Source organism: Parabacteroides goldsteinii DSM 19448 = WAL 12034, assembly GCF_000969835.1.
In the GTDB taxonomy this organism is placed as follows: Bacteria; Bacteroidota; Bacteroidia; order Bacteroidales; family Tannerellaceae; genus Parabacteroides; species Parabacteroides goldsteinii.
This window is the reverse complement of record NZ_KQ033912.1, coordinates 2064133-2083716: the sequence shown is the minus strand read 5'-3', so window position 1 is coordinate 2083716 and position 19584 is coordinate 2064133. Positions and strand designations below refer to the sequence as shown.

Below are 19584 nucleotides of genomic sequence, written 5' to 3'. Positions count from 1 at the left end.
AAGATGTAACTTATGAAGAAGCTGTTTATCGTATTATTTGCTTTAATGGCAGGGATGACTTGGGCACAGCAATCTCCTGTTACTGCCGGCAGCGACGGAAAGTCGTGGACGTTGGCAACACGTTCTTTTATCTATCAGATCCGTGTTTCGGATCAGGGAAAGGTGAATATGTTCTATTTTGGCGATAAAAGTCAGAATCCGGACATGCTACGGAATCCGCTGGGAGAAGAAATAACTGTCCGTGGCGGTTATTCTGCTACGACACCGATGCTGGAAGCCGTTTTTAAAGACCGGGTAAGGGATATAGAACTCACTTACGAAGGGTCGGAAATGCTGACGCAGGATGGGTATGCCACATTGGTTATCCGTCAGAAGGATAACTATTATCCGTTGGCTGTTACCGAATATATCCGTGTTCTGCCGGAATACGATTTGCTTGAGAAATGGGTAGAAATAAAGAATACCGGAAAGAAAGGGAATATTGAAATAGAAAATGCCCAGTCCGGAACGTTCTTTCTTCCGAAGAACGCTTATGAGCTGACGCATCTGTCCGGCAGATGGGGCTATGAATATCAAATGAATGTAACCAAACTGACACAGGGATTGAAGACGATTCAGACAAAAGACCTGCGTTCGTACGGTTCCTCTTTCTTTGCAATCAGACCCGAAGGCGAACAGGAGGAGACTTGCGGCGAAGTATGGTTCGGCTCGTTACAATATAGTGGCAACTGGCGGATGGACTTTGAGAAATATGCTCCCGGCGAAGTTCAGGTTACCGGAGGAATAAATTTCTGGGACCAGTTGTTGGTTCTACAGCCCGGAAAGAGTTTTACCACTCCTAAAATGATGATCGGATATACCAACCGGGGGATGGAAGGTGTTTCGCAGAACCTGGCTTCGTTTACCCGTGAGAAAGTTCTGTATCCTTCTCATCGCGATCAGGTTCGTCCGGTTTTATATAACAGCTGGTATGCTACCACTTTTGATGTGAATGAAGAACATCAGCTGGCTTTGGCAAAGATCGCAAAAGATTTGGGCGTTGAAGTCTTTGTTATTGACGACGGTTGGTTTAAAGGGCGTATCAACGATAAAGGCGGTCTGGGTGACTGGACGGTCGATAAGAATAAATTCCCTAACGGTTTGCAACCGATGATCGAGAAAATCAATGCTCTGGGACTGGATTTCGGTATCTGGATAGAGCCGGAAATGGTAAATCCGAACAGTGACCTGTACCGCCAGCATCCCGACTGGGTGTTCCATTATCCGAACCGCACCCGGCATGAAACCCGTAACCAGTTGATGCTGAACCTGGCACGTGAAGATGTCTATCAGTATTTATATAGCTGCTTCTCTACGTTGTTACGTGAAAACAATATCAAGTTTATCAAATGGGATATGAACAGAGGGGTGACGGAACCTGGATTTCTGTCGGCTCCGACCGATGAACAGCGGGCCGTTCGTATTAAATACATCGAGAACCTGTACCGTTTGTTTGAAACATTGCGTGCGGAATTCCCGGAAGTATGGTTTGAAAACTGTGCCGGAGGTGGCGGCAGGGTAGACTTGGGTATGATGGCCCGTACCGATTTCTGCTGGGCAAGCGACAATACCGACCCGGTGGAACGTACGTTTATCCAGTATTCTTTCCTGAATGCTTTCCCGTCTAATTCAATGATTAGCTGGGTGACGCAGGAAGATTGGCATAACCAGAGGCATCCGCTTGAATTTAAGTTCGATGTATCCCTGTGCGGTGTCCTGGGTGTTGGTTATGATATTACGAAATGGTCTGATAAGGAAAAAGAGGTTGCCCGTGAGAAGATTGCTCTTTATAAAGAAATCCGTGAAACAGTTCACAAAGGTGATCATTACCGTCTGATATCGCCTTACGAACATAACCGGAGCGTACTCCAGTTCGTCAATAAACCAAAATCGGAATCAGTTGTGTTTGTGTATAATCTGGCGGAATATCCGGATAATGCCATACCGGAAACCAAACGTTCTAAAAAGGTAAAGCTGCGTGGTCTGGAACCTGATGCCTCTTACCGGATTGAAGGTATGGATGGTCTTTATGCTGGTCGTCAGTTGATGAATATCGGAGTGGAATTTCCCTTGTACGGAGCATTCAAAAGCCGTATATTTAAGATTGTAAAACAATAATACATGGTTTGTCAGATGAATTTATTGTCTGCATCAGCATTCAGCGGAGAGGGTTCAACCTCTTCCGCTGAACTGGTTACACTAAAGAACCGTAATGGCCTTGTCGCCCAATTCACCAATTATGGTGCCCGTTGGGTGAGTATGTGGACACCCGACCGTGATGGCTGTATGGGGGATATTCTCCTTGGTTTCGATACGCTCGACGGCTATTTGACGGCAGGCGAGCAATATCATGGTGCGATAGTGGGCCGTGTCTGCGGACGAATTAATAATGCCCGTTTTACCTTAGAGGGACAAGAGTTTTTACTGGCTTCCAATGATGCCTATGGAAAACCTGTCCGCAATCATTTGCACGGTGGAATGGCCGCTTTTCACAATCGTTTCTGGAAATCCCGCCTGTTTGTCACTCCTTCCGGAGAGGAAGCTGTTGAATTTACAACCTGTTCCCCAAACGGGGAAGAAGGCTATCCGGGAAACCTCGAAGTAAAGGTGACTTACTTGCTGAAAGATAATAATACCCTGCGGATGGAGTGCGAAGCAACAACCGACCGCCTAACACCTGTCAATCTCACGAATCATGCTTTCTTTAACCTGCAATCATCTTCTGGTATTACGGATAAAAAGAATGTTTTATCTCACAATCTAACCCTGAATGCTTCCGCTATCATTGAATGTGATAATGAATTAATCCCTACGGGCCGGTTATTACCTGTAAACGGTACCTTGCTGGATTTCCGTTTGCCCCACACTATTGCTTCGTCTTTGACAAAAGAACATTCACAAATACAAAAAGGCAAAGGTTTTTCCCTGGCGTATGCTCTGGACGGAGAAAGTGGTGGAGAATTGAATTTTGCTGCTTGTTTATCAGATGAAATCAGCGGAAGAAAGATGGATATTTATACAAATCAACAATCTGTGCAGGTATATAACGGTTATTTCATGGATGGAACGGATATGGGAAAGGGGGATACTCCTTATTATGCCAGTGCCGGCATCGCCATCGAAACCCAGGGATATCCGGATGCTCCGAACCAGCCGTCTTTCCCCTCTATCTTGATTGATAAAGTGGAAAAGTACCGGCATATCACTGAGTATTGTTTTCTTTCGGATTGAAATTTACCCTTACTTTGTTTCTTTATCCGAGCAAATTTACCCCTACTTTGTTCCATTTGAGCGCACAATTTACCCTTACTTTGTGCCTTTGCTGAATATAATTGTTATCTTTGTCATTGTATAACAGTATGATATATGGCATTTCGAAGAAACATAGAAGATAAGTTAAAGGCATGGAGCCAGTCACCTTTTCGGAAACCGTTGGTTTTGCGGGGAGCCCGACAGGTAGGAAAGACTACGGCTGTGAAGCAGTTCGCTGTCAATTACGAACAGTTTATTTACCTGAATCTGGAAACGGATGATGCAAAATCGTTTGAGGGAGAGCGTGATATACACAAAATAGTTGATCGGATCTTTTTCTTGAAAGATGGCGAAAAGGGGAAGGCTGATACATTAATCTTTATAGATGAAATTCAGGAAGTCCCGTCTGCTTTGAATATGCTGCGCTATTTTTATGAAGAATATCCGGAATATCATGTGATTGCTGCCGGTTCTTTGTTGGAATCGCTTTTCGATCGGGATGTCAGTTTTCCGGTAGGGCGTGTGGATTATCTTTATATGTATCCGTTTACGTTCGGTGAATTTTTGGAAGCTTTGGGCGAAAGGAATGCATTGAATGCCTATCGTCAAGTTCCGGTTCCTGATTATGCGGTTGATAAATTGATGCAGCTATTTCATACCTATACGCTGGTAGGAGGAATGCCTGAAGCGGTGTATCGTTATGTAGTCACAAAGGATTTATCGCAGGTCAAACCTGTATATGATTCGCTTCTTCTGTCTTACCTGGATGATGTGGAGAAGTATGCGAAAACAACGAATCAGATGCAGGTGATGCGCCATTGTATCCGTTCTTGTTTTGCGGAAGCGGGTGAGCGCATCAAGTTTGCCGGATTCGGGGAATCGGCTTATTCTTCGAAAGAAGTAGGAGAAGCGATGCGTACTTTGCGTAAGGCGTTAATTCTGCATCTTACTTATCCGACAACGCAGACGATGCTTCCTTTTACCCCTGATATTAAACGGTCACCTCGTTTACAGGTATTGGATACCGGCATGCTTAACTATTTCTCTAATATACAGAAAGAAGTGTTTACTTCTAAAGACTTGAATAATCTTTATAAAGGAAGGATTGCCGAGCATATCGTAGGGCAGGAACTGATTGCTCACTCTGATAATTATCTGCAACCTCTTCAGTTTTGGATAAGAGAGCAAAAAACTTCCAATGCAGAGGTTGATTTCTTATATCCTTCTGCTTATGGCCATATACCTGTGGAAGTGAAAGCGGGAGCTACCGGACATTTGAAATCATTGCTGATGTATATGGATTTATCCGGAGCATCTTTGGCGATTCGTTTGTATGCAGGACCTTATCACCAGGAAGAAATTAAGATTTCCGAAAGCAAGAGTTTTACTCTTATAAATATGCCGTATTGTCTAACAGGTATGTTGTCTGCTTATATTGAGTCGTATATGGCTATTAAGGAACGCGGATGACGCGAGCTTCCGCGTTCCCTAATTGTTTTTATAAGCCTAATTTTGTTTTGATCGCTTTCGGGATAGCGTCTTTATGAACCATTACATAAATGGTTTTGGCGCGGACGAAGCTTTCCGACATATTCAGGTAGCCACCGAATTTGTTACGGTCTGTGCCCCATGAATTTTTGGTGATGTAGTACTTGGTGCCGTTCTGGTCCTTGGCGATACCGGTTAGATGCATCAGATGGTCATCGGTAGTCACGAATGCTTCGAAACCTTCCTGACGGACTTCGGGGGTTACTTTTACTTCCGGATACGGCTGTTCGAACTTGTATACTTCTTCCAGGCGCTCTTTCTCGTCCATCTTTTCGAAACGGGCGCGGTCGGTATTTGAAAGGTCTTCCACCTTCTTTACTTCCGGGTTGATGGCTACGCCATTCTTAAAGGAGAAGCCTTTTTCGCTGACGTCACCATCCCAACATACGGTGAAACCGTTGTTCAGGGCATAATCGACTGTCTCGATCATTTCGTCGAGCGGCAGGTTGTACATGAGCTGATGTTCCCAGTTGTCTGGTACTTCAATGTCGAATTTTACGTAATACGGATGATGGGTGAAGCTCGTCAGTTCGATGTAATCGTCCATATTCAGTCCCAGGGATTCAGCAAATGTCTTGGGAGTATATTCTTTCCCTTTGTAAGTGAATGTAGCCGGAAGCTGTCCCAGGTAGGTATCGAACAGGTTTTGTATCAGTTTGTCGTATTCAGGGCTGCGTTTCTTATTTTTTACCGCAACGTCAGCGATAGCTTTCATATATTGAGCCATTTCGCTGTGATTGTGGCGTTCGGAATTGTAGTTGATCCCTTTGTAAACCTCTTCGGGAACGATTCCTACCTGACGGTATGCATTTTTAAAAGTATGTGCCAGACTGCCTTGTCCGATATTTCCTTCGCCACGTCGCAGGTAATTATCCTGTAACTGGTTCATATATTTCTGGCGTACGATGAACATTTCAGAGAGGTCGTATTCTCCCTTTCCCATGCGTAATAACTCCGATTCCATAAATGAGGTGGTGGCGAAACACCAGCAAGTACCGGTGGCTGCCTGATTTTTTACCGGGGTAGCCGGAACTGTCACGACTTCGGTAAACTGATAGCCTTGGGCGAATGCGCTGAGTGCGGAAAGCAGCAAGGCGCAGGATATGAATAATGCTTTCATAAAATATGATTTAATAGTTTGTAATCGTTATTTAGAAACCTCGTGCAAACATCTTCCAGAACTCGTCAGCCATTTCGCGCCAGCGTTGCATGGCGGCGCCGGCAAAGTCGGAAGTATAGCCGGTCAGATAAGCATTTGCAGCTTCATCGCCTTTCGTTTGTTGGATTTGTTTGTATTGAGCTTCAACAAAAGGTAATTCTGTTTGTCCTTTTTCTTCGAAATGGGCGATGGCTGTTTGCATTTTCTCTTTTGTCAGTCCCCAGCGTACAGTTGCCAGTTTATTGGCTTCGCGGAACGACCAGATGGCGGCATCGGTACGATGGCGATGCTGTCCGCAGATACCGAAACTCGGAGGAAGTGCGGTGGAACCGGAGAAAATAGGAATACGCGGGCTCTGTCCCGGATTGTCGAAAGACAACCAGGCAACCCCTCCGACTGCATCAGGCAGCCAGTTTCGTAACTGGATAACATGGGAGTAAGAACATTGGGGAACGGCTACCAAACGGTTGCGGTCGACCGTCCTGGGTTTTACTTCATTCAACATATTGATCATATCGGTCGTCATCCAGGGATTGGCGGCCGGACTGGTGATAGAATCTTTATCCGAACTGTCTTTCTTTTTGGATGGGACTTTCAGATTTTTGGTTGTATCCCAGTCTGTCCCTTCATAGGTTGCACGCAAAAGCGCCATTACATCGGTTACGGCTACCTGCTTATCCGGTTTTACGCTCAATGGCAGTTCTTCCGAATCATACGATAGCTTCAGGGAAGGAGCAAGGCTGTTCAGGATAAAGAACTCACGCAGGCTAAACGATTTCAGTTCGCCGAAATAATTCCCTCCGCTGTAAGCCTTCCAGAAACGGAACGGTTCCTTCCCATCCCAGAATCCCATCTTTTTGGCAACATCGAAGACATTGGCGGAAGCCATATAATTGTCTTTATCCTTTAAATCCAAAGTAGATATGCGGGAGATATTAGCCGATACACTGACATGGTCGTCCGGAATGCGGACAGCTGCCCAGACACCGCCGATTTTGTCCGGCCCTTCACCGAAGACTTCAAATATCCAGACTTCATCCGGGTCGGCAATTGTCAGACATTCGCCGGAATCGCCATAGCCGTGTTCTTTGACCAGTTCACCGATCAGGCGAATGGCATCGCGGGCAGTCGTGCAGCGTTGAAGAGCGATCTTTTCCAACTCTTCGATCATGAACATGCCTTTCTTGTTAATCAGTTCTTTCCGTCCGGAAATGGTCGTTTCGCCGATGCCCAGTTGTTTTTCGTTGAGGCAAGGGTAGGAGGTATTCAAAAACTGATAGGTGGAACGGGCCTGCGGGATGGTTCCTTTTAACTCGACGTTGGTCTGGTCGCCCGGATATTCCGTATGCATCCGTCCGTTCCGGATGGCGACGGTCGTGTCGCGGTCATAGGTGGCGGCCGGAACAATATCCATCCAGGTACGGTAATTTCCGTCGCAAGTGTGGCTGGTCATTACCGAGCCGTCGGCAGAGGCTTTCTTGCCGACCATAATACTAGTGCAACTTTCCGGTGTGTTGACCGGTTGGGCATATTCAATCTCCTGCGCAGTTGTGATCAGACAGTGGCAGATAAGTGTAAGAGTAAAGAGAAACAATCTGTTCATGTGTTTGTCATTTGATTTAATGGCTAAAGATACAAACTGTATCGGAATAATTGCATATATTTGCCCAAATCTAAGGTGTGTACGATAACATAACAATTATAATCCCATGAGAAAACTATTATCTATTGTAGTATTGCTGGCTTTTCTTGCTTTGCCGGCATTTGCACAACTTGCTTTGTTCCCCACACCGGCGAAGGTTTCGGGAGGCAAAGGATCGTTTACAATCGGCACGGCTTCCCCGATCAGCGGGAATGGCGGATATGCCGATGAATTGGCTAAAAAACTACAGTCTGAACTAAAAGGACTGGGTTTATCAGGAACACCTTCCAAAGGCACGGTTCGACTGGTATTGGATGAAAAACTGAAAATGCCGGATGAGGCTTATTCATTAACAGTCAGTCAGGAATCCGTTTTACTGGAAGCCTCTTCGGAATCCGGCCTGTTCTATGCGAAAGAGGCCCTGAAACAACTGGCCCGTTTTGGAAAAGGAACAGTGAGAGCTTGTAAGATCACTGACCAGCCCCGTTATGGCTGGAGAGGTTTTATGCTGGATGAAAGCCGTCATTTCTTCGGTAAGGAGAAGGTGAAACAATATCTGGATATTATGGCTTCTCTCCGTATGAATATTTTCCACTGGCATTTGACCGACGAACCGGGCTGGCGTATCGAGATCAGGAAATATCCGAAGCTGACCTCTGTCGGTGCTATCGGTAACTGGCATGATCCGGAAGCCTCGGCTAAATTTTATACCCAGGAAGAGATAAAGGAGATCGTGGCTTATGCGGCAGAACGTCATATTATGGTAGTGCCGGAATTCGATATGCCCGGACATGCTACCGCTGTCAGCCGTTCTTATCCGGAACTGTCCGGTGGCGGCGAAGGCAAATGGGACGGTTTTACTTTCCATCCTTGCAAAGAGACGACCTATCAGTTTATCAGCGATGTTCTCGATGAAATCGTCTCTTTATTCCCTTCTCCATATATCCATATCGGTGGGGATGAGGTTCATTACGGTAACCAGAGCTGGTTTACCGATCCCGAAATCCAGCAGTTCATCAAAGATAAAGGATTGCAGAATGAAACCGGACTGGAGCACTATTTCGTGAAACGCGCAGCCGATATTGTAGCCTCTAAAGGTAAAACCATGATCGGTTGGGATGAAATCATCGATGCCGGTGTTTCTCCCGATAAAGCAATTGTGATGTGGTGGCGTCATGACCGTAAACACCAGCTGGTAAAAGCGCTGGAGAATGGTTACAATGTGATTATGACACCGCGCCGTCCGTTTTATGCAGACTTTGTCCAGTATGGCGAACATAAGGTGGGCCGTCTGTGGAACGGTTATAATGCGATCGAAGATGTCTACCGTTTCCCGGAACCTATTATTCACCTGACGAAAGATTATGAAGACCAGGTGATGGGCTTACAGTTCTCATTGTGGACGGAACGTGTGGCAGATGAGAAACGTCTGGACTTTATGACTTTCCCCCGCCTTGTCGCTGTTGCCGAAGATGGCTGGACACCTGCCAAGGCAAAAGAATGCAGTCTCTTTATGAAGAAGTTGCCTGTTTTCCTGCAATATCTGGATTCATTAGGTATCTATTACTTCAATCCGTTTGATCCGGCTTCGACTCCTGAGCCGAATGCTCCGGAAAAAGAAGATGTGTTGCAGAATGGTTGATCTGAAATAAAAAGAAGGGACGGAATCTATTACGATCCGCCCCTTCTTTTTGTTATCTATAATTATAGATTAATATCTTTTCTTACGGGCATTGCGGTCTGACGTTTCACGTCTCCACGGTTTTTCGCTGTTGCGTCTGTCGGTTGTGCTGCCGCTGAAACCACCGTCGCGTTTGCCTTTATAGCCACCGCCACCCTTATAACCGCCTCTGGAACCACTGCCACCGCGTGAGTTATTTCCTCCACGGCTGAATCTTCCACCCCGGCTGCTTCTGCCTTCGCCTTTGCCCTGCGCAGGCTCAACGGAGATGCGGCGTCCTTCGATCTCGAAACCGTTCATGCTGTCCATTACGCGCTGTGCTTCGCCTTCCTCTACTTCGAAGAATGAGAAGTTGTCGCGCAGGTCGATCTTGCCGATGCGAACCTTACCCGGTACGCATTTGTTGACAAGTTCGATCAGTTGGTTCGGATATAAGCCGTCTGATTTGCCGAAGTTCAGGAAGAAGCGTGAGAAACCTTCTTCTGCATTGTGGGCACGGCGTTCGCCGCGTTCTGCACGGTCGAGACGGGCCGAACGTTCGTCTACTTCCTGTATCTCGTCAGCATCTTTATAATAGTCGATCATACGGTTGAATTCCAGCGAAACAACACGTTTGATGATGTCTTCCTTGTCCAGCCATTCCAGTTTACGATAGATCTGCGGCATCAGTGTTGCGATCTCTTCTTCGTCCACCTTCACTTTTTCGATCTGGTCGACGAGGTTGAAAAGCTGCTTTTCACAGATGTCGTGTCCGGTCGGCATTTCACCTTTTTCGAATTTCTTCTTGATGATATTCTCGATCAGACGTATCTTACCTTTTTCCTTTACGTGGCAGATGGAAATAGAAATACCAGTCTTGCCGGCACGACCTGTACGGCCACGGCGGTGAGTATAAGATTCTACTTCATCAGGTAAACCGTAGTTAATTACGTGAGTCAGGTCATCCACGTCCAGTCCGCGGGCAGCGACATCGGTCGCAACCAACAACTGAATGTTTTTAACACGGAACTTCTGCATCACATAGTCGCGCTGCGCCTGGCTCAGTTCGCCATGCAGCGAATCGGCGTTGTAACCGTCCTGTATCAGTTTGTCGGCAATTTCCTGTGTTTCCTTACGGGTACGGCAAAAAACGATACCGTAGATGTTCGGATAGAAGTCGGCAATACGCTTCAATGCCAGGTATTTATCCTGTGCACGAACCATATAGTAGATATCCTTGATGTTCTTGTTACCTTCGTTTTTGTTCCCGATAACGATCTCTTTCGGGTTCTTCATGTACTTCTTCATGATGCTGGCAATACCCTGCGGCATTGTAGCGGAGAAAAGTAACATGTTACGTGCGGGGGGAACCTCAGCCAGAATCGCATTGATGCTGTCGGTGAATCCCATGTTCAGCATTTCGTCCGCTTCGTCCATAATAACGTTCCGGATCGTACCCAGATCGACTGTCTTACGGTTCATCAGGTCGAGCAGGCGTCCCGGTGTCGCTACCACTACATGTACGCCACGTTTTAACGTCTTGATCTGACTTTCAATGCTGGAACCTCCGTATACCGGCAGCACCTTCAGGTTGTCGATATATTTGGAGTAATCATTCAGGTCGTCGGCAATTTGCAGACAAAGTTCCCTGGTGGGACAAAGTATGAGTGCTTGAGGCTGATATCTTGTCACATCGATCTTCTGCAGGATGGGCAGACCGAAAGCGGCTGTTTTTCCTGTTCCTGTTTGTGCTAATGCAATTACGTCGTTGTCTTCTCCCAGCAAGAAAGGAATCACTTCTTCCTGTACCGGCATGGGCGATTCGTAACCCATTTCTTGAATTGCCTTCAATATGGGGGCGGCAACTCCTAATTCTTCAAATGTTTTCAAAATGTGATATATGTGTATATAATAAATTCAGAGGGTACAAAGGTAGATAAATAATTCGGATTCACATTAATATAACATAATTTCTTTTAATGTATCCCGCTTCTTATCTGTCAGATGTAATCCTTTTGACAGATATTTGTCTACCGAGCCGTAATCTTTCCGGATCCGTTTCAGGACCAGGTCGATCAACCCTTCGTTGACAGTGACCAAAGTGGTGATCGTTTCCTGTGCATTTGTACTCAGGTCGCGTGCCATATAGGCCAGATGTCCGATATTGATATTCTCGTTGGAAGCCATGTAATCTTTAATGATTGTTTCTTCCGGTATTCCGAGAGCAAACAGCAGTATGGCGGTCAGGTAACCCGTACGGTCTTTTCCCATCGAGCAGTTAATCAGGATCGGATAATTATCCTTATCCAGAAAAACATCGAGCGCCTTAGCGTATTGTTCGCTGTAATCAGTAACGTACTGCAAATAAGTGTCCTGCATGAACAGGATTCCGTCTCCTTTACGCATCCGGTCTTCCTGTATGCGGGCAACTACGTGATCCATATTCTTTATGGGAATAGGGATGTGTACGATGTTTGCATTGGAATAACGTAGCGGACTGGCTGCTACTTCATCATTCCCGCGCAGGTCTATAACCGTTTTGATATGCAGATTGTTCAGACGGATCGAATCCCATTCGCTCAGGGAGCTGAGTTGTCCGGAACGGAATACCTGTCCCCAGCGGGTCGTTTTATGGTTGTGGGCAGTCCCGTAGCCACCGATTTCCCGTAGATTCTGGAGGCTGTCCATCGATACGGAGCGGGCACCGATCGTCTTGAAATATTTATCGTTGAAAGACAACAGGAAATATTTACGCGACATATTATCGTTGGTGATATAAGTCGTGACACCGTCTTTTATGTTGGCATATCCTGCGGGAAGAGATCTGTTGAACGATTCGGGATCGTCGGAAACATACATCTTAAGTATACCTTCCATTTGCGGTTCGGTTTCCCATTTCAGAATATAATTCCCTATATCATCGCGCAGGCAGAGCGCCCGTATTTCCGGATTGTTGGAGGAACAACCCGTTATCAACGTAACACAAGCAAACAGAGAAAAAATCTTTACTAACATCGTCTTTCTAGCATACATACATTACAAAGATAATAATTCCTGCCCTTTTTCGTACCGGAGTTAATGATATTTAAGACTACTGGCGGTATGAGGTTGCAAATTCTTTAGAAATGTAATTATCATAGCTTTGGCATACTTCAGACGCAAGGTCCATGCCGCAGCGGATAATCTTTTCCCAGGTTTCTTTGCTCATGGTCGAAAGATCATGATATCCGATATTATATTTCAATAATCCGTAAATGATACCGGCATTGAAATTATCTCCGGCACCGATAGTACTGACTGGATTGATCATGTCGGTATCGAAATGTTCGGACAATTTGCCTGTGTACAGATTCACCCCGTTTGCCCCGTGTGTGGAGATGAACCGTTCACAGTAAAATTTGATATGGTCGGCATAGACCCGTTCTACCTCTGTCTTTCTGAAAATATTGAAGAAGTCTTCGTCCGAACCACGTACGATATCTGCATATTCCAGATTTTCGAAGATGGTGGGAGTGAGGTATATCGCTTCATGGGCGTGCGCTTTCCGGAAGTTCGGATCATAATAAATGATCGCTTTCCGTTCTTTCGCATATTCCAGAAATTCAACCATCCGTTCTCTCAGAGCCGGATTCAGGGAGTAATAGGAGCCGAAAATAAAGATATCGTCCTCATTGATGACCGGTAGCGGTACTTCCAGCCGTTGTTTGGGATAATCTTTATAAAAAGTGTAATTGGCATTGTTTTCATTGTCGAGGAAAGCCAGCGATATCGGACTCTTCCCGTCCGGGAAACGGTCTACAAATTCTGTCGAGATATGATTCTCTTCCATGAATCTACGGATGATCTCACCTACATGGTCGTTGCCGACTTCGCTGATGAAAGAAACCGGGACTCCCAGACGCCCCAGCGACACTAATCCGTTGAAGACTGATCCGCCCGGCACGGCTGTGTGCGGCTGGTCGTTCTTAAAGATAATGTCGAGAATCGTCTCTCCGATGCCAATAACTTTTCTCATATAATGGGCTGTTTATAGTCTATTCATTCTTGCTCTGTTCGCGGCTTTTCGATCCGAGGTAACCGCCGTGATGCCGTTTGGCATAGTCTTTATTGTTGAAATTGATCCTTTTCATCGTACCTACCACCAAAATATCCCCGATAACGGTCATCACCGTCGTTGAAGTGGTCGGAGTGAGTCCCAGCGGACACACTTCTTTCGGAGCTCCCGTAAGCAGGCATACGTCGGCATCTTTTGCCAGCGAACTTTCCGAATTGCTGGTGATAACGATAAATTTCATGTCGGGCACCAGACCGCGTGTCAGTTCTACCAGTTCCAGCAATTCGCGTGTCTTTCCGGAATTGGAGATCAGTAACATGATATCATTGTCACGCACGATACCCAGGTCGCCATGTTGTGCTTCGCTGGGATGCAGGAAAAAGGCCGGCGTACCGGTCGAACTGAAGGTGGTAGCAATGTTCATGGCAATCTGGCCGGCTTTTCCCATTCCACTGGTAATCAGTTTCCCTCCCAGTTCGTGAACATATTTGACAATAAGAGTTACTGCTTCTTCATAGCCGGAGGTTACCGGGATATTCAGTACTGCTTCAGCCTCCTGTTGCAGGATGCAGGCGATTGCTTCGTGTGACATAGATACTTTATTAATTATACAATTATCCTAACAGTGTGCAAAAATACGATTAAAAAAATCAATTCATTCCCCGGGCTTTATAAATTTTTGCCTTAGCATCATTGATGCGCTGGAATTTTTCGTTGGCCGCTTTGTGGATATCTTCTCCTAAGGCAGCCACTTTGTCCGGATGATGTTTCAGGGCAAGCCGGCGATAGGCGGCACGTACTTCTTCGTTGGTTGCTTCCGGTGTTATTTCAAGAACCTTGTAAGCCTCTTCCAGCGTATTTGTTTCCAGATTAAGCATCGACTCGACCTCTCTGTCCGATAATCCCATGGATAAGGCTACTTCTTTGAGAGCTTCTATCTCTTCCGCGCATACATGCCCGTCGCTTTTGGCGATCTGGGCCAGAAAAGCCATGAGTTGCAGGCGTTCTTCGTAACTCAGGTTGTATGCGATCTGTGTTCCGCATTCCCGGATGGTATTTTTGAAAGCCATCGGATTTTCACGATCCATGCGTTTCTGCTGTTCGAAAAGGTTCAGTAAAATCTGTTCCCCCTGGGATACGGCCATTTCTCCGAAATTTCTTCTGAGGAACTGGCGCACAAACTCCATTTCACTGTGCATGATCCGCCCGTCGGCTTTGATGATGTACGATGCCATCACGAGCATGGAGAAAAGGAAGCTGTTTCGCTGGCCCGTGTATCTGTCTTCCGGGGAGGGTTCACTTTCATAACTCCTTCCGCCGTATGCCTGTCCCGCCTGATTGATCCCTTCATCAAACAAAGAGCCGAATACGATTCCGGCCAGAGCGCCCAAAGGCCCTAAAGCCATAAATCCGATAATGCCGCCGATCCATTTTCCTATTCCCATACGATTTTTGTATACTTTTCCGGCAAAGATATGAATTATTTTATTGGGATGATATATGATATGTATAAGGAGGATGAGAAACCGTTTCTTTGTTCCCGAACAAATATAAAATAGATCCCGATGTTTTTGGATTTACTATACGTACTAAACAGAATTACTACGGCAGCTAATCAATGGTTGATAACCATCAACCGATTGGCCGACAATCATCAACCGTTTGGTTCATAATTATCAACCATACGGCTGATAATTATCGGCCGCTGAAATGTAACGGTTGTCTCAATGAAGAGAATGGAGTAACTGGTTGGTAATGAAGTAATAACTTTGACAAGCGAAGATAAGGATAAAACTGCTGTGTTGCAAGAAAATTTTGCTTTCTTCAAAACCATTACGGGTTTATTTTAACCGATGAAAGGGAAACCTTGAAATTCCGCGAAAGAAATTGATTCTATCCACATATTAATGTAATATAAAATCTTATATTTGCCACATAACGAAAATCGTTGATCTAAATGCTCTGAATATGAAACCGTTTAAGCAAGTTTACCTTATTATTATTGTGATTGGCCTTTTGTCTTGTCATTCAGGGCAACTCGATAAAGTATTACAGCAGGCAGATTCTCTGATGGAGAATGACCCGGATAGTGCTTTGGAACTTTTATCGTCTTTCCCTCATCCGGAAACATTGAACCAGGCAGACTTTGCCGCTTATCAGTTGATGTATACGAAGGCGAAGGATAAATGTTATATGGATTTATCCTGTGATACCACCCTTATTTTAAAATCATTGGTATACTACAAGGAACAAGGCAATGCTTCTCAAAAAGGCTGGTCGAATTATTATGCAGGCCGTGTCTATGAAGAGGCCGGAAAGCTATTTGAATCCGGATTGTATTTCCTGAAAGCGGCCGAATATGCGGGGGAGATACCTGACCATCTTTTGGGGATGATGGCTAATTATTATTTGGGAGAGTTGCACGATAAGCAGTATGCTTTTGATAAATCGCTGGAGGCTTATAAAACATCGTATGCTATTTACGGTCAAACTTCCGGAGAGAAATATACAGGAACTTTACTGCATGCGATTGGTTCCGAGTTTGGAATAAACGGTAATCGGGATAGTGCTTATTTTTATTTGGAGAAGGCATTGGAACTTACTCGTGAGCGGAATGATTCTGTGGAAATAGCTGCTATATATAATGATATAGGACTTTATTTGAGAGAAGATAGCCAATATCCGAAAGCAAAATATTATTTCCAGCAATCATTGTCATTTGACAATGATAGTAGTTGGACAACCATTCAAAAGATAACTTTAGCTGAAATTCATGCATATTTGAATGAGACGGATTCAGCACTTTTTTTATTGAAAGATGTGAAATCTGTCGTGGAAGCGTCAGAAGATATAGAATTACAGGCTATTTATTATTCGGCCTTGGCAGAAACGGAAGCCGCAAATAGAAAATATGAGTCTGCATATCTTAATCAAAAGCGATATGTTACCTGTGTTGATTCTATTTATCAACTTCAGCGTAAAAGTTCATTAGCTGAAACAGAGCAAATCTATAATTATATAAAGTACCAGGAAGAGAATGAAAAACTAAATGCGATACAACATAATGCTATTATTATTGGGGGAGTTGCTTTGGGTGGATTTCTCCTTCTTATTTTTGCTATTATCTGGAAAAGATGGAAGAAGAAACTGGATTTATCAAATGCAGAAGAGACAGTAGAAACCTTGCGAAAGATGGAAAAAGAAAGTCAAACATCATCCGGTTGTTCTGGAGAGAAGAAGGATAAGATGGTAAAAAAAGCATTGTTGATGCAATTAAATATAGCAAAAGTATTGGCACAATTAGACGAAAGTTCAGATGAGGACAGGACTTTCCTGGAGGAATTTAATCGTTTATTTTATAAAGGTCAGCATACGATAGGGATCAATTGGAATGAATTTTATTCGTTAGTAGATTTACTGTATGATGATTTTGTCAATAAATTGCAAGATAATTATGGGAAAATCTTACTGGAAAAAGAAATTCAACTTTGTTGTCTGCTTAAGGCAAATATGAGTACTTCTGAAATAGCTTGTATAATGGGACAAAGTATATATACGGTTCGTACACGAAAGACTAGTATACGGAAAAAACTGAATGCTCCTGATGCTGCCGATATTATTATTTTTTTGGAGAAGGAACTAGCATCTAAGTGTTAAATGGATTTAAATATTAATCTCTGTATATGTTGATGGTGAATCATACTATGTGAAATATTAATTTTATCAAATGTGTGAAAATTTAATTGTCTGATTTATAGCTGCTTTTAGATTTTACATATTAATAGCTACCATTGAAATATAATTCATTAAAAGCTTGTTATATTAATTCTTCTCAAAATACCTTTGCTAAAAATTAAAACAAGTAGCAAATATGGGAACGAGAATAATTAGTTTATTGTTAACTATTACGTGTTGTACAACATTCTTAGTGAAAGCAGATCAAGTAAAAATAAAAAAATCAAGGAAAGATTCTGGTGGGGTACGTTCCATCTCCTTAGATCCCTCTCATCTCACGGTTAATTTGGATAATAATGTAATCCATGTTGATTTTCTCATATTGTTGAGAGATGTCAATATTTCTATTGTCAGTTCGAATGGCAGACAGGTTCATCAACAAGTTATTTCTCCTCAAACTTCTTCGGTTGATATTGACTTAAGCGGAGAAGAGTCGGGAGTATACACGGTTTATTTTACTGATGCGACAGGTATCTGTTTGTTTGGTGAATTTGTATTATCGCAGATAACATATAAAATTTGATACTATGAATAAGAAATTGTTTACCTATCAATCATGGTTGTTAAAAATTACCATGATTACTTTTTGGGGTGTTGTTTTTTGTCAGTGTAAGTCGGATAATGATTTACCAGAACCTGATAGCCCTGAACCAGAAGGAGAAATACCTCTTATAACTAAAGCTGCCTTTGATGACTATTTTGAGTGGGACAGGTTGGATAAATTTCCAATTTACAATCCTAATATAGGTCGTTCTGATAATATTGAATTACCTTGGGCCAAAGGTTCTACAGTCTCATTGGGTATTCCGAACGAATGGCTGGATCCTAATGCATATAGTCCGACATTTAGCGAACGATATTATTCGAGGGAAAATAATTGGGTGTTAGTCTACAGTAATTTGACAAAAAATACGGTAAATAAATATTTTGCTTTGTATAATACTCATACAGGGTTGCTACGTTTTTTTGTTTATGCTTTATCTAATGCTTCTGGTGGTGGAGTTAGCAGTTCGTATTGGGGGATTCGTGTTGATAAATCAACATCTCTGTTCAATTTTACAACAGAGTTTGCGGATGATATGACAAAAAAGATTGCAAGTCCTTCTTATATAACTTCGCCTCCTGGAACAGTTATGGGTACACAATTTATAGGGAAAGGGTATCAGGTCAATAATTGGTATGGTCTGGAAGTTGAATGTGCATATGACCCATCTATTGCAGTTGGAACTCTATATAATTTTGAGATGATGGGATGGGCAGTTAATAAAACAACTATAACTGGTGACGGGAAGACCGATGGTTCAATAACAGGAACTGTTGAATTTATGGCACCTACCTCTAATTTTAATATTAGTCTCAGTGAAATGTTTAAGCAGAGCAATTCCAAAACAAATATTGTGGCCGACAATGGTGGTGTTGTTCGAGGTCTGGGTGATAAGATAGAGGAAGGAATCAGTAAAAATGATTCTTTTTTTAAAGGATTATGGAATAATATAAAAAGAAAAGCAATGTCCGGTATTGGTGACGGTGTGAAAAATGGCCTACAGGCTATATTTACCTCTGGTGGTTCGGTTGCTGCTAAAGCGTTGACCGGTGCTGTCAGTTCCATATTGGGAATAGGAGGAAGTAAACCTTCTGTCGGTAAAGTTGATTTACGCCTATCTTCTAATACTAAGTTTACCTTCGAAGCGGAGCAGGTACTTCCTGGTTGGGGAACAGTTTCACAATTACCCATTCCCGGTTGTTCAACAAATCCTAATGATATGCCGCTATATAATGAATCGCTTGGCGTATGGAACCTGAATAAGATGCCAATTCTGAATATAGAAGGAATTTCTCACGATTTTTATATTAATACGCAAACCTTTTACAAGGGAGTATATAATTTTCGCTATTATTTGGATTGTACCCAAAACGATTTAATCATAAATAGTGCTATCAGGAATAAAGTGACGATAAGTAGTTTTAATGTGCAAATCGCAGCAGAAGATAATAATCCATATATATTCGGTTCTTCTTCTGTTGGTGAATATGGTGGATATGAGCCAGAACCGTTTGGATGGATTGGAAATAAAAAATATTATTCTAAAATACTTATTGGAAGACCGTCAGGAAGTAGTTCTACAGTTAGTGCTCTATATGGTTCTGTTTTTGTTAAAAATTATCCGGTATATGAAGATATAAGACATGTGTCACCTACGGAATTCTATCATGGAAATTTTAAAGCTGTTGTTTCCTTTGATATGAAGGATAATGCGACAGGAAAAGTTTATTCATTCTCAAAATGGTTTAATGTGAAATTAGGTAGTCAGACTGTTAATTACAAGAAAATAGAGGTGAAGGGTGAGAGTGATTGTGAAAATTATATTAATGCGATTAAAAATTCAGCATATCCACCTGCATCAGGATATTATACATGGGATGAGTTTGATATAAAAAAGTAATAGAATTATTTTTCTATTCATATTTTAGAAAATCTTTCTTGACATGGAGAT

Annotated in this window: 14 protein-coding genes; 7 read left to right on the top strand and 7 right to left on the bottom strand. The window is 43.4% G+C overall.

Features of this window, described 5'->3' with window-relative positions; all coding sequences use genetic code 11:
• The first annotated feature begins 12 nt into the window (after nt 1-12).
• The 3 genes from HMPREF1535_RS07785 (at nt 13) to HMPREF1535_RS07775 (ending at nt 4761) form a co-directional block, all read left to right on the top strand.
• Nucleotides 13-2157 carry an alpha-galactosidase gene (locus HMPREF1535_RS07785; RefSeq protein WP_046145772.1) on the top strand — a complete coding sequence of 715 codons (2145 nt, stop codon included), beginning with the start codon at nt 13-15 and terminating at the stop codon, nt 2155-2157.
• 3 nt (nt 2158-2160) lie between these two features.
• Entirely contained in the window at nt 2161-3270 is a 1110-nt protein-coding gene (locus tag HMPREF1535_RS07780) for an aldose epimerase family protein (RefSeq protein ID WP_046145771.1), read from the top strand.
• Nucleotides 3271-3405: 135 nt separating this feature from the next.
• Entirely contained in the window at nt 3406-4761 is a 1356-nt protein-coding gene (locus tag HMPREF1535_RS07775; protein ID WP_046145770.1) for an ATP-binding protein, read from the top strand.
• A gap of 28 nt (nt 4762-4789) precedes the next feature.
• Here HMPREF1535_RS07775 and HMPREF1535_RS07770 read toward each other — a convergent pair whose 3' ends face one another.
• Together HMPREF1535_RS07770 and HMPREF1535_RS07765 are read right to left on the bottom strand one after the other, a co-directional pair.
• Nucleotides 4790-5959 carry a C1 family peptidase gene (locus HMPREF1535_RS07770; protein ID WP_046145769.1) on the bottom strand — a complete coding sequence of 390 codons (1170 nt, stop codon included), beginning with the start codon at nt 5957-5959 and terminating at the stop codon, nt 4790-4792.
• A 31-nt stretch (nt 5960-5990) separates the two neighbouring features.
• A complete protein-coding gene (locus tag HMPREF1535_RS07765; protein WP_046145768.1) occupies nt 5991-7601 on the bottom strand; it encodes a dipeptidase in 1611 nt (536 codons plus the stop codon).
• Nucleotides 7602-7707: 106 nt separating this feature from the next.
• Between HMPREF1535_RS07765 and HMPREF1535_RS07760 the strand changes: the two genes are divergently transcribed.
• Entirely contained in the window at nt 7708-9282 is a 1575-nt protein-coding gene (locus tag HMPREF1535_RS07760) for a beta-N-acetylhexosaminidase (protein ID WP_010801288.1), read from the top strand.
• 69 nt (nt 9283-9351) lie between these two features.
• Here the strand turns inward: HMPREF1535_RS07760 and HMPREF1535_RS07755 are convergent, their stop codons facing one another.
• The 5 genes from HMPREF1535_RS07755 to HMPREF1535_RS07735 all read right to left on the bottom strand — a co-directional run bounded on the left by HMPREF1535_RS07755 (nt 9352) and on the right by HMPREF1535_RS07735 (nt 14799).
• Entirely contained in the window at nt 9352-11133 is a 1782-nt protein-coding gene (locus HMPREF1535_RS07755) for a DEAD/DEAH box helicase (RefSeq protein ID WP_044245324.1), read from the bottom strand.
• Between the two features lie 123 nt (nt 11134-11256).
• Entirely contained in the window at nt 11257-12315 is a 1059-nt protein-coding gene (locus HMPREF1535_RS07750) for a tyrosine-protein phosphatase (protein WP_009860604.1), read from the bottom strand.
• A 76-nt stretch (nt 12316-12391) separates the two neighbouring features.
• Nucleotides 12392-13315, bottom strand: a complete 924-nt coding sequence (locus HMPREF1535_RS07745) for a carbohydrate kinase family protein (protein WP_009860605.1) — start codon at nt 13313-13315, stop codon at nt 12392-12394.
• Nucleotides 13316-13334: 19 nt separating this feature from the next.
• Nucleotides 13335-13946: an SIS domain-containing protein gene (locus tag HMPREF1535_RS07740; protein WP_009860606.1), complete on the bottom strand. Its 612-nt coding sequence runs from the start codon at nt 13944-13946 to the stop codon at nt 13335-13337.
• A gap of 58 nt (nt 13947-14004) precedes the next feature.
• A complete protein-coding gene (locus HMPREF1535_RS07735; protein ID WP_009860607.1) occupies nt 14005-14799 on the bottom strand; it encodes a DnaJ domain-containing protein in 795 nt (264 codons plus the stop codon).
• Nucleotides 14800-15547: 748 nt separating this feature from the next.
• Here HMPREF1535_RS07735 and HMPREF1535_RS07730 point away from each other — a divergent pair.
• The 3 genes from HMPREF1535_RS07730 to HMPREF1535_RS25060 all read left to right on the top strand — a co-directional run bounded on the left by HMPREF1535_RS07730 (nt 15548) and on the right by HMPREF1535_RS25060 (nt 19533).
• Nucleotides 15548-17011 (top strand): hypothetical protein, encoded by a 1464-nt coding sequence (locus HMPREF1535_RS07730; protein ID WP_232312395.1) that lies wholly within the window; start codon nt 15548-15550, stop codon nt 17009-17011.
• A gap of 214 nt (nt 17012-17225) precedes the next feature.
• Entirely contained in the window at nt 17226-17612 is a 387-nt protein-coding gene (locus tag HMPREF1535_RS07725; RefSeq protein ID WP_009860609.1) for a DUF3244 domain-containing protein, read from the top strand.
• Nucleotides 17613-17616: 4 nt separating this feature from the next.
• On the top strand, nt 17617-19533 hold the full coding sequence (locus HMPREF1535_RS25060) for a hypothetical protein (RefSeq protein ID WP_052716671.1): 1917 nt from the start codon (nt 17617-17619) through the stop codon (nt 19531-19533).
• The last annotated feature ends 51 nt before the right edge of the window (nt 19534-19584 follow it).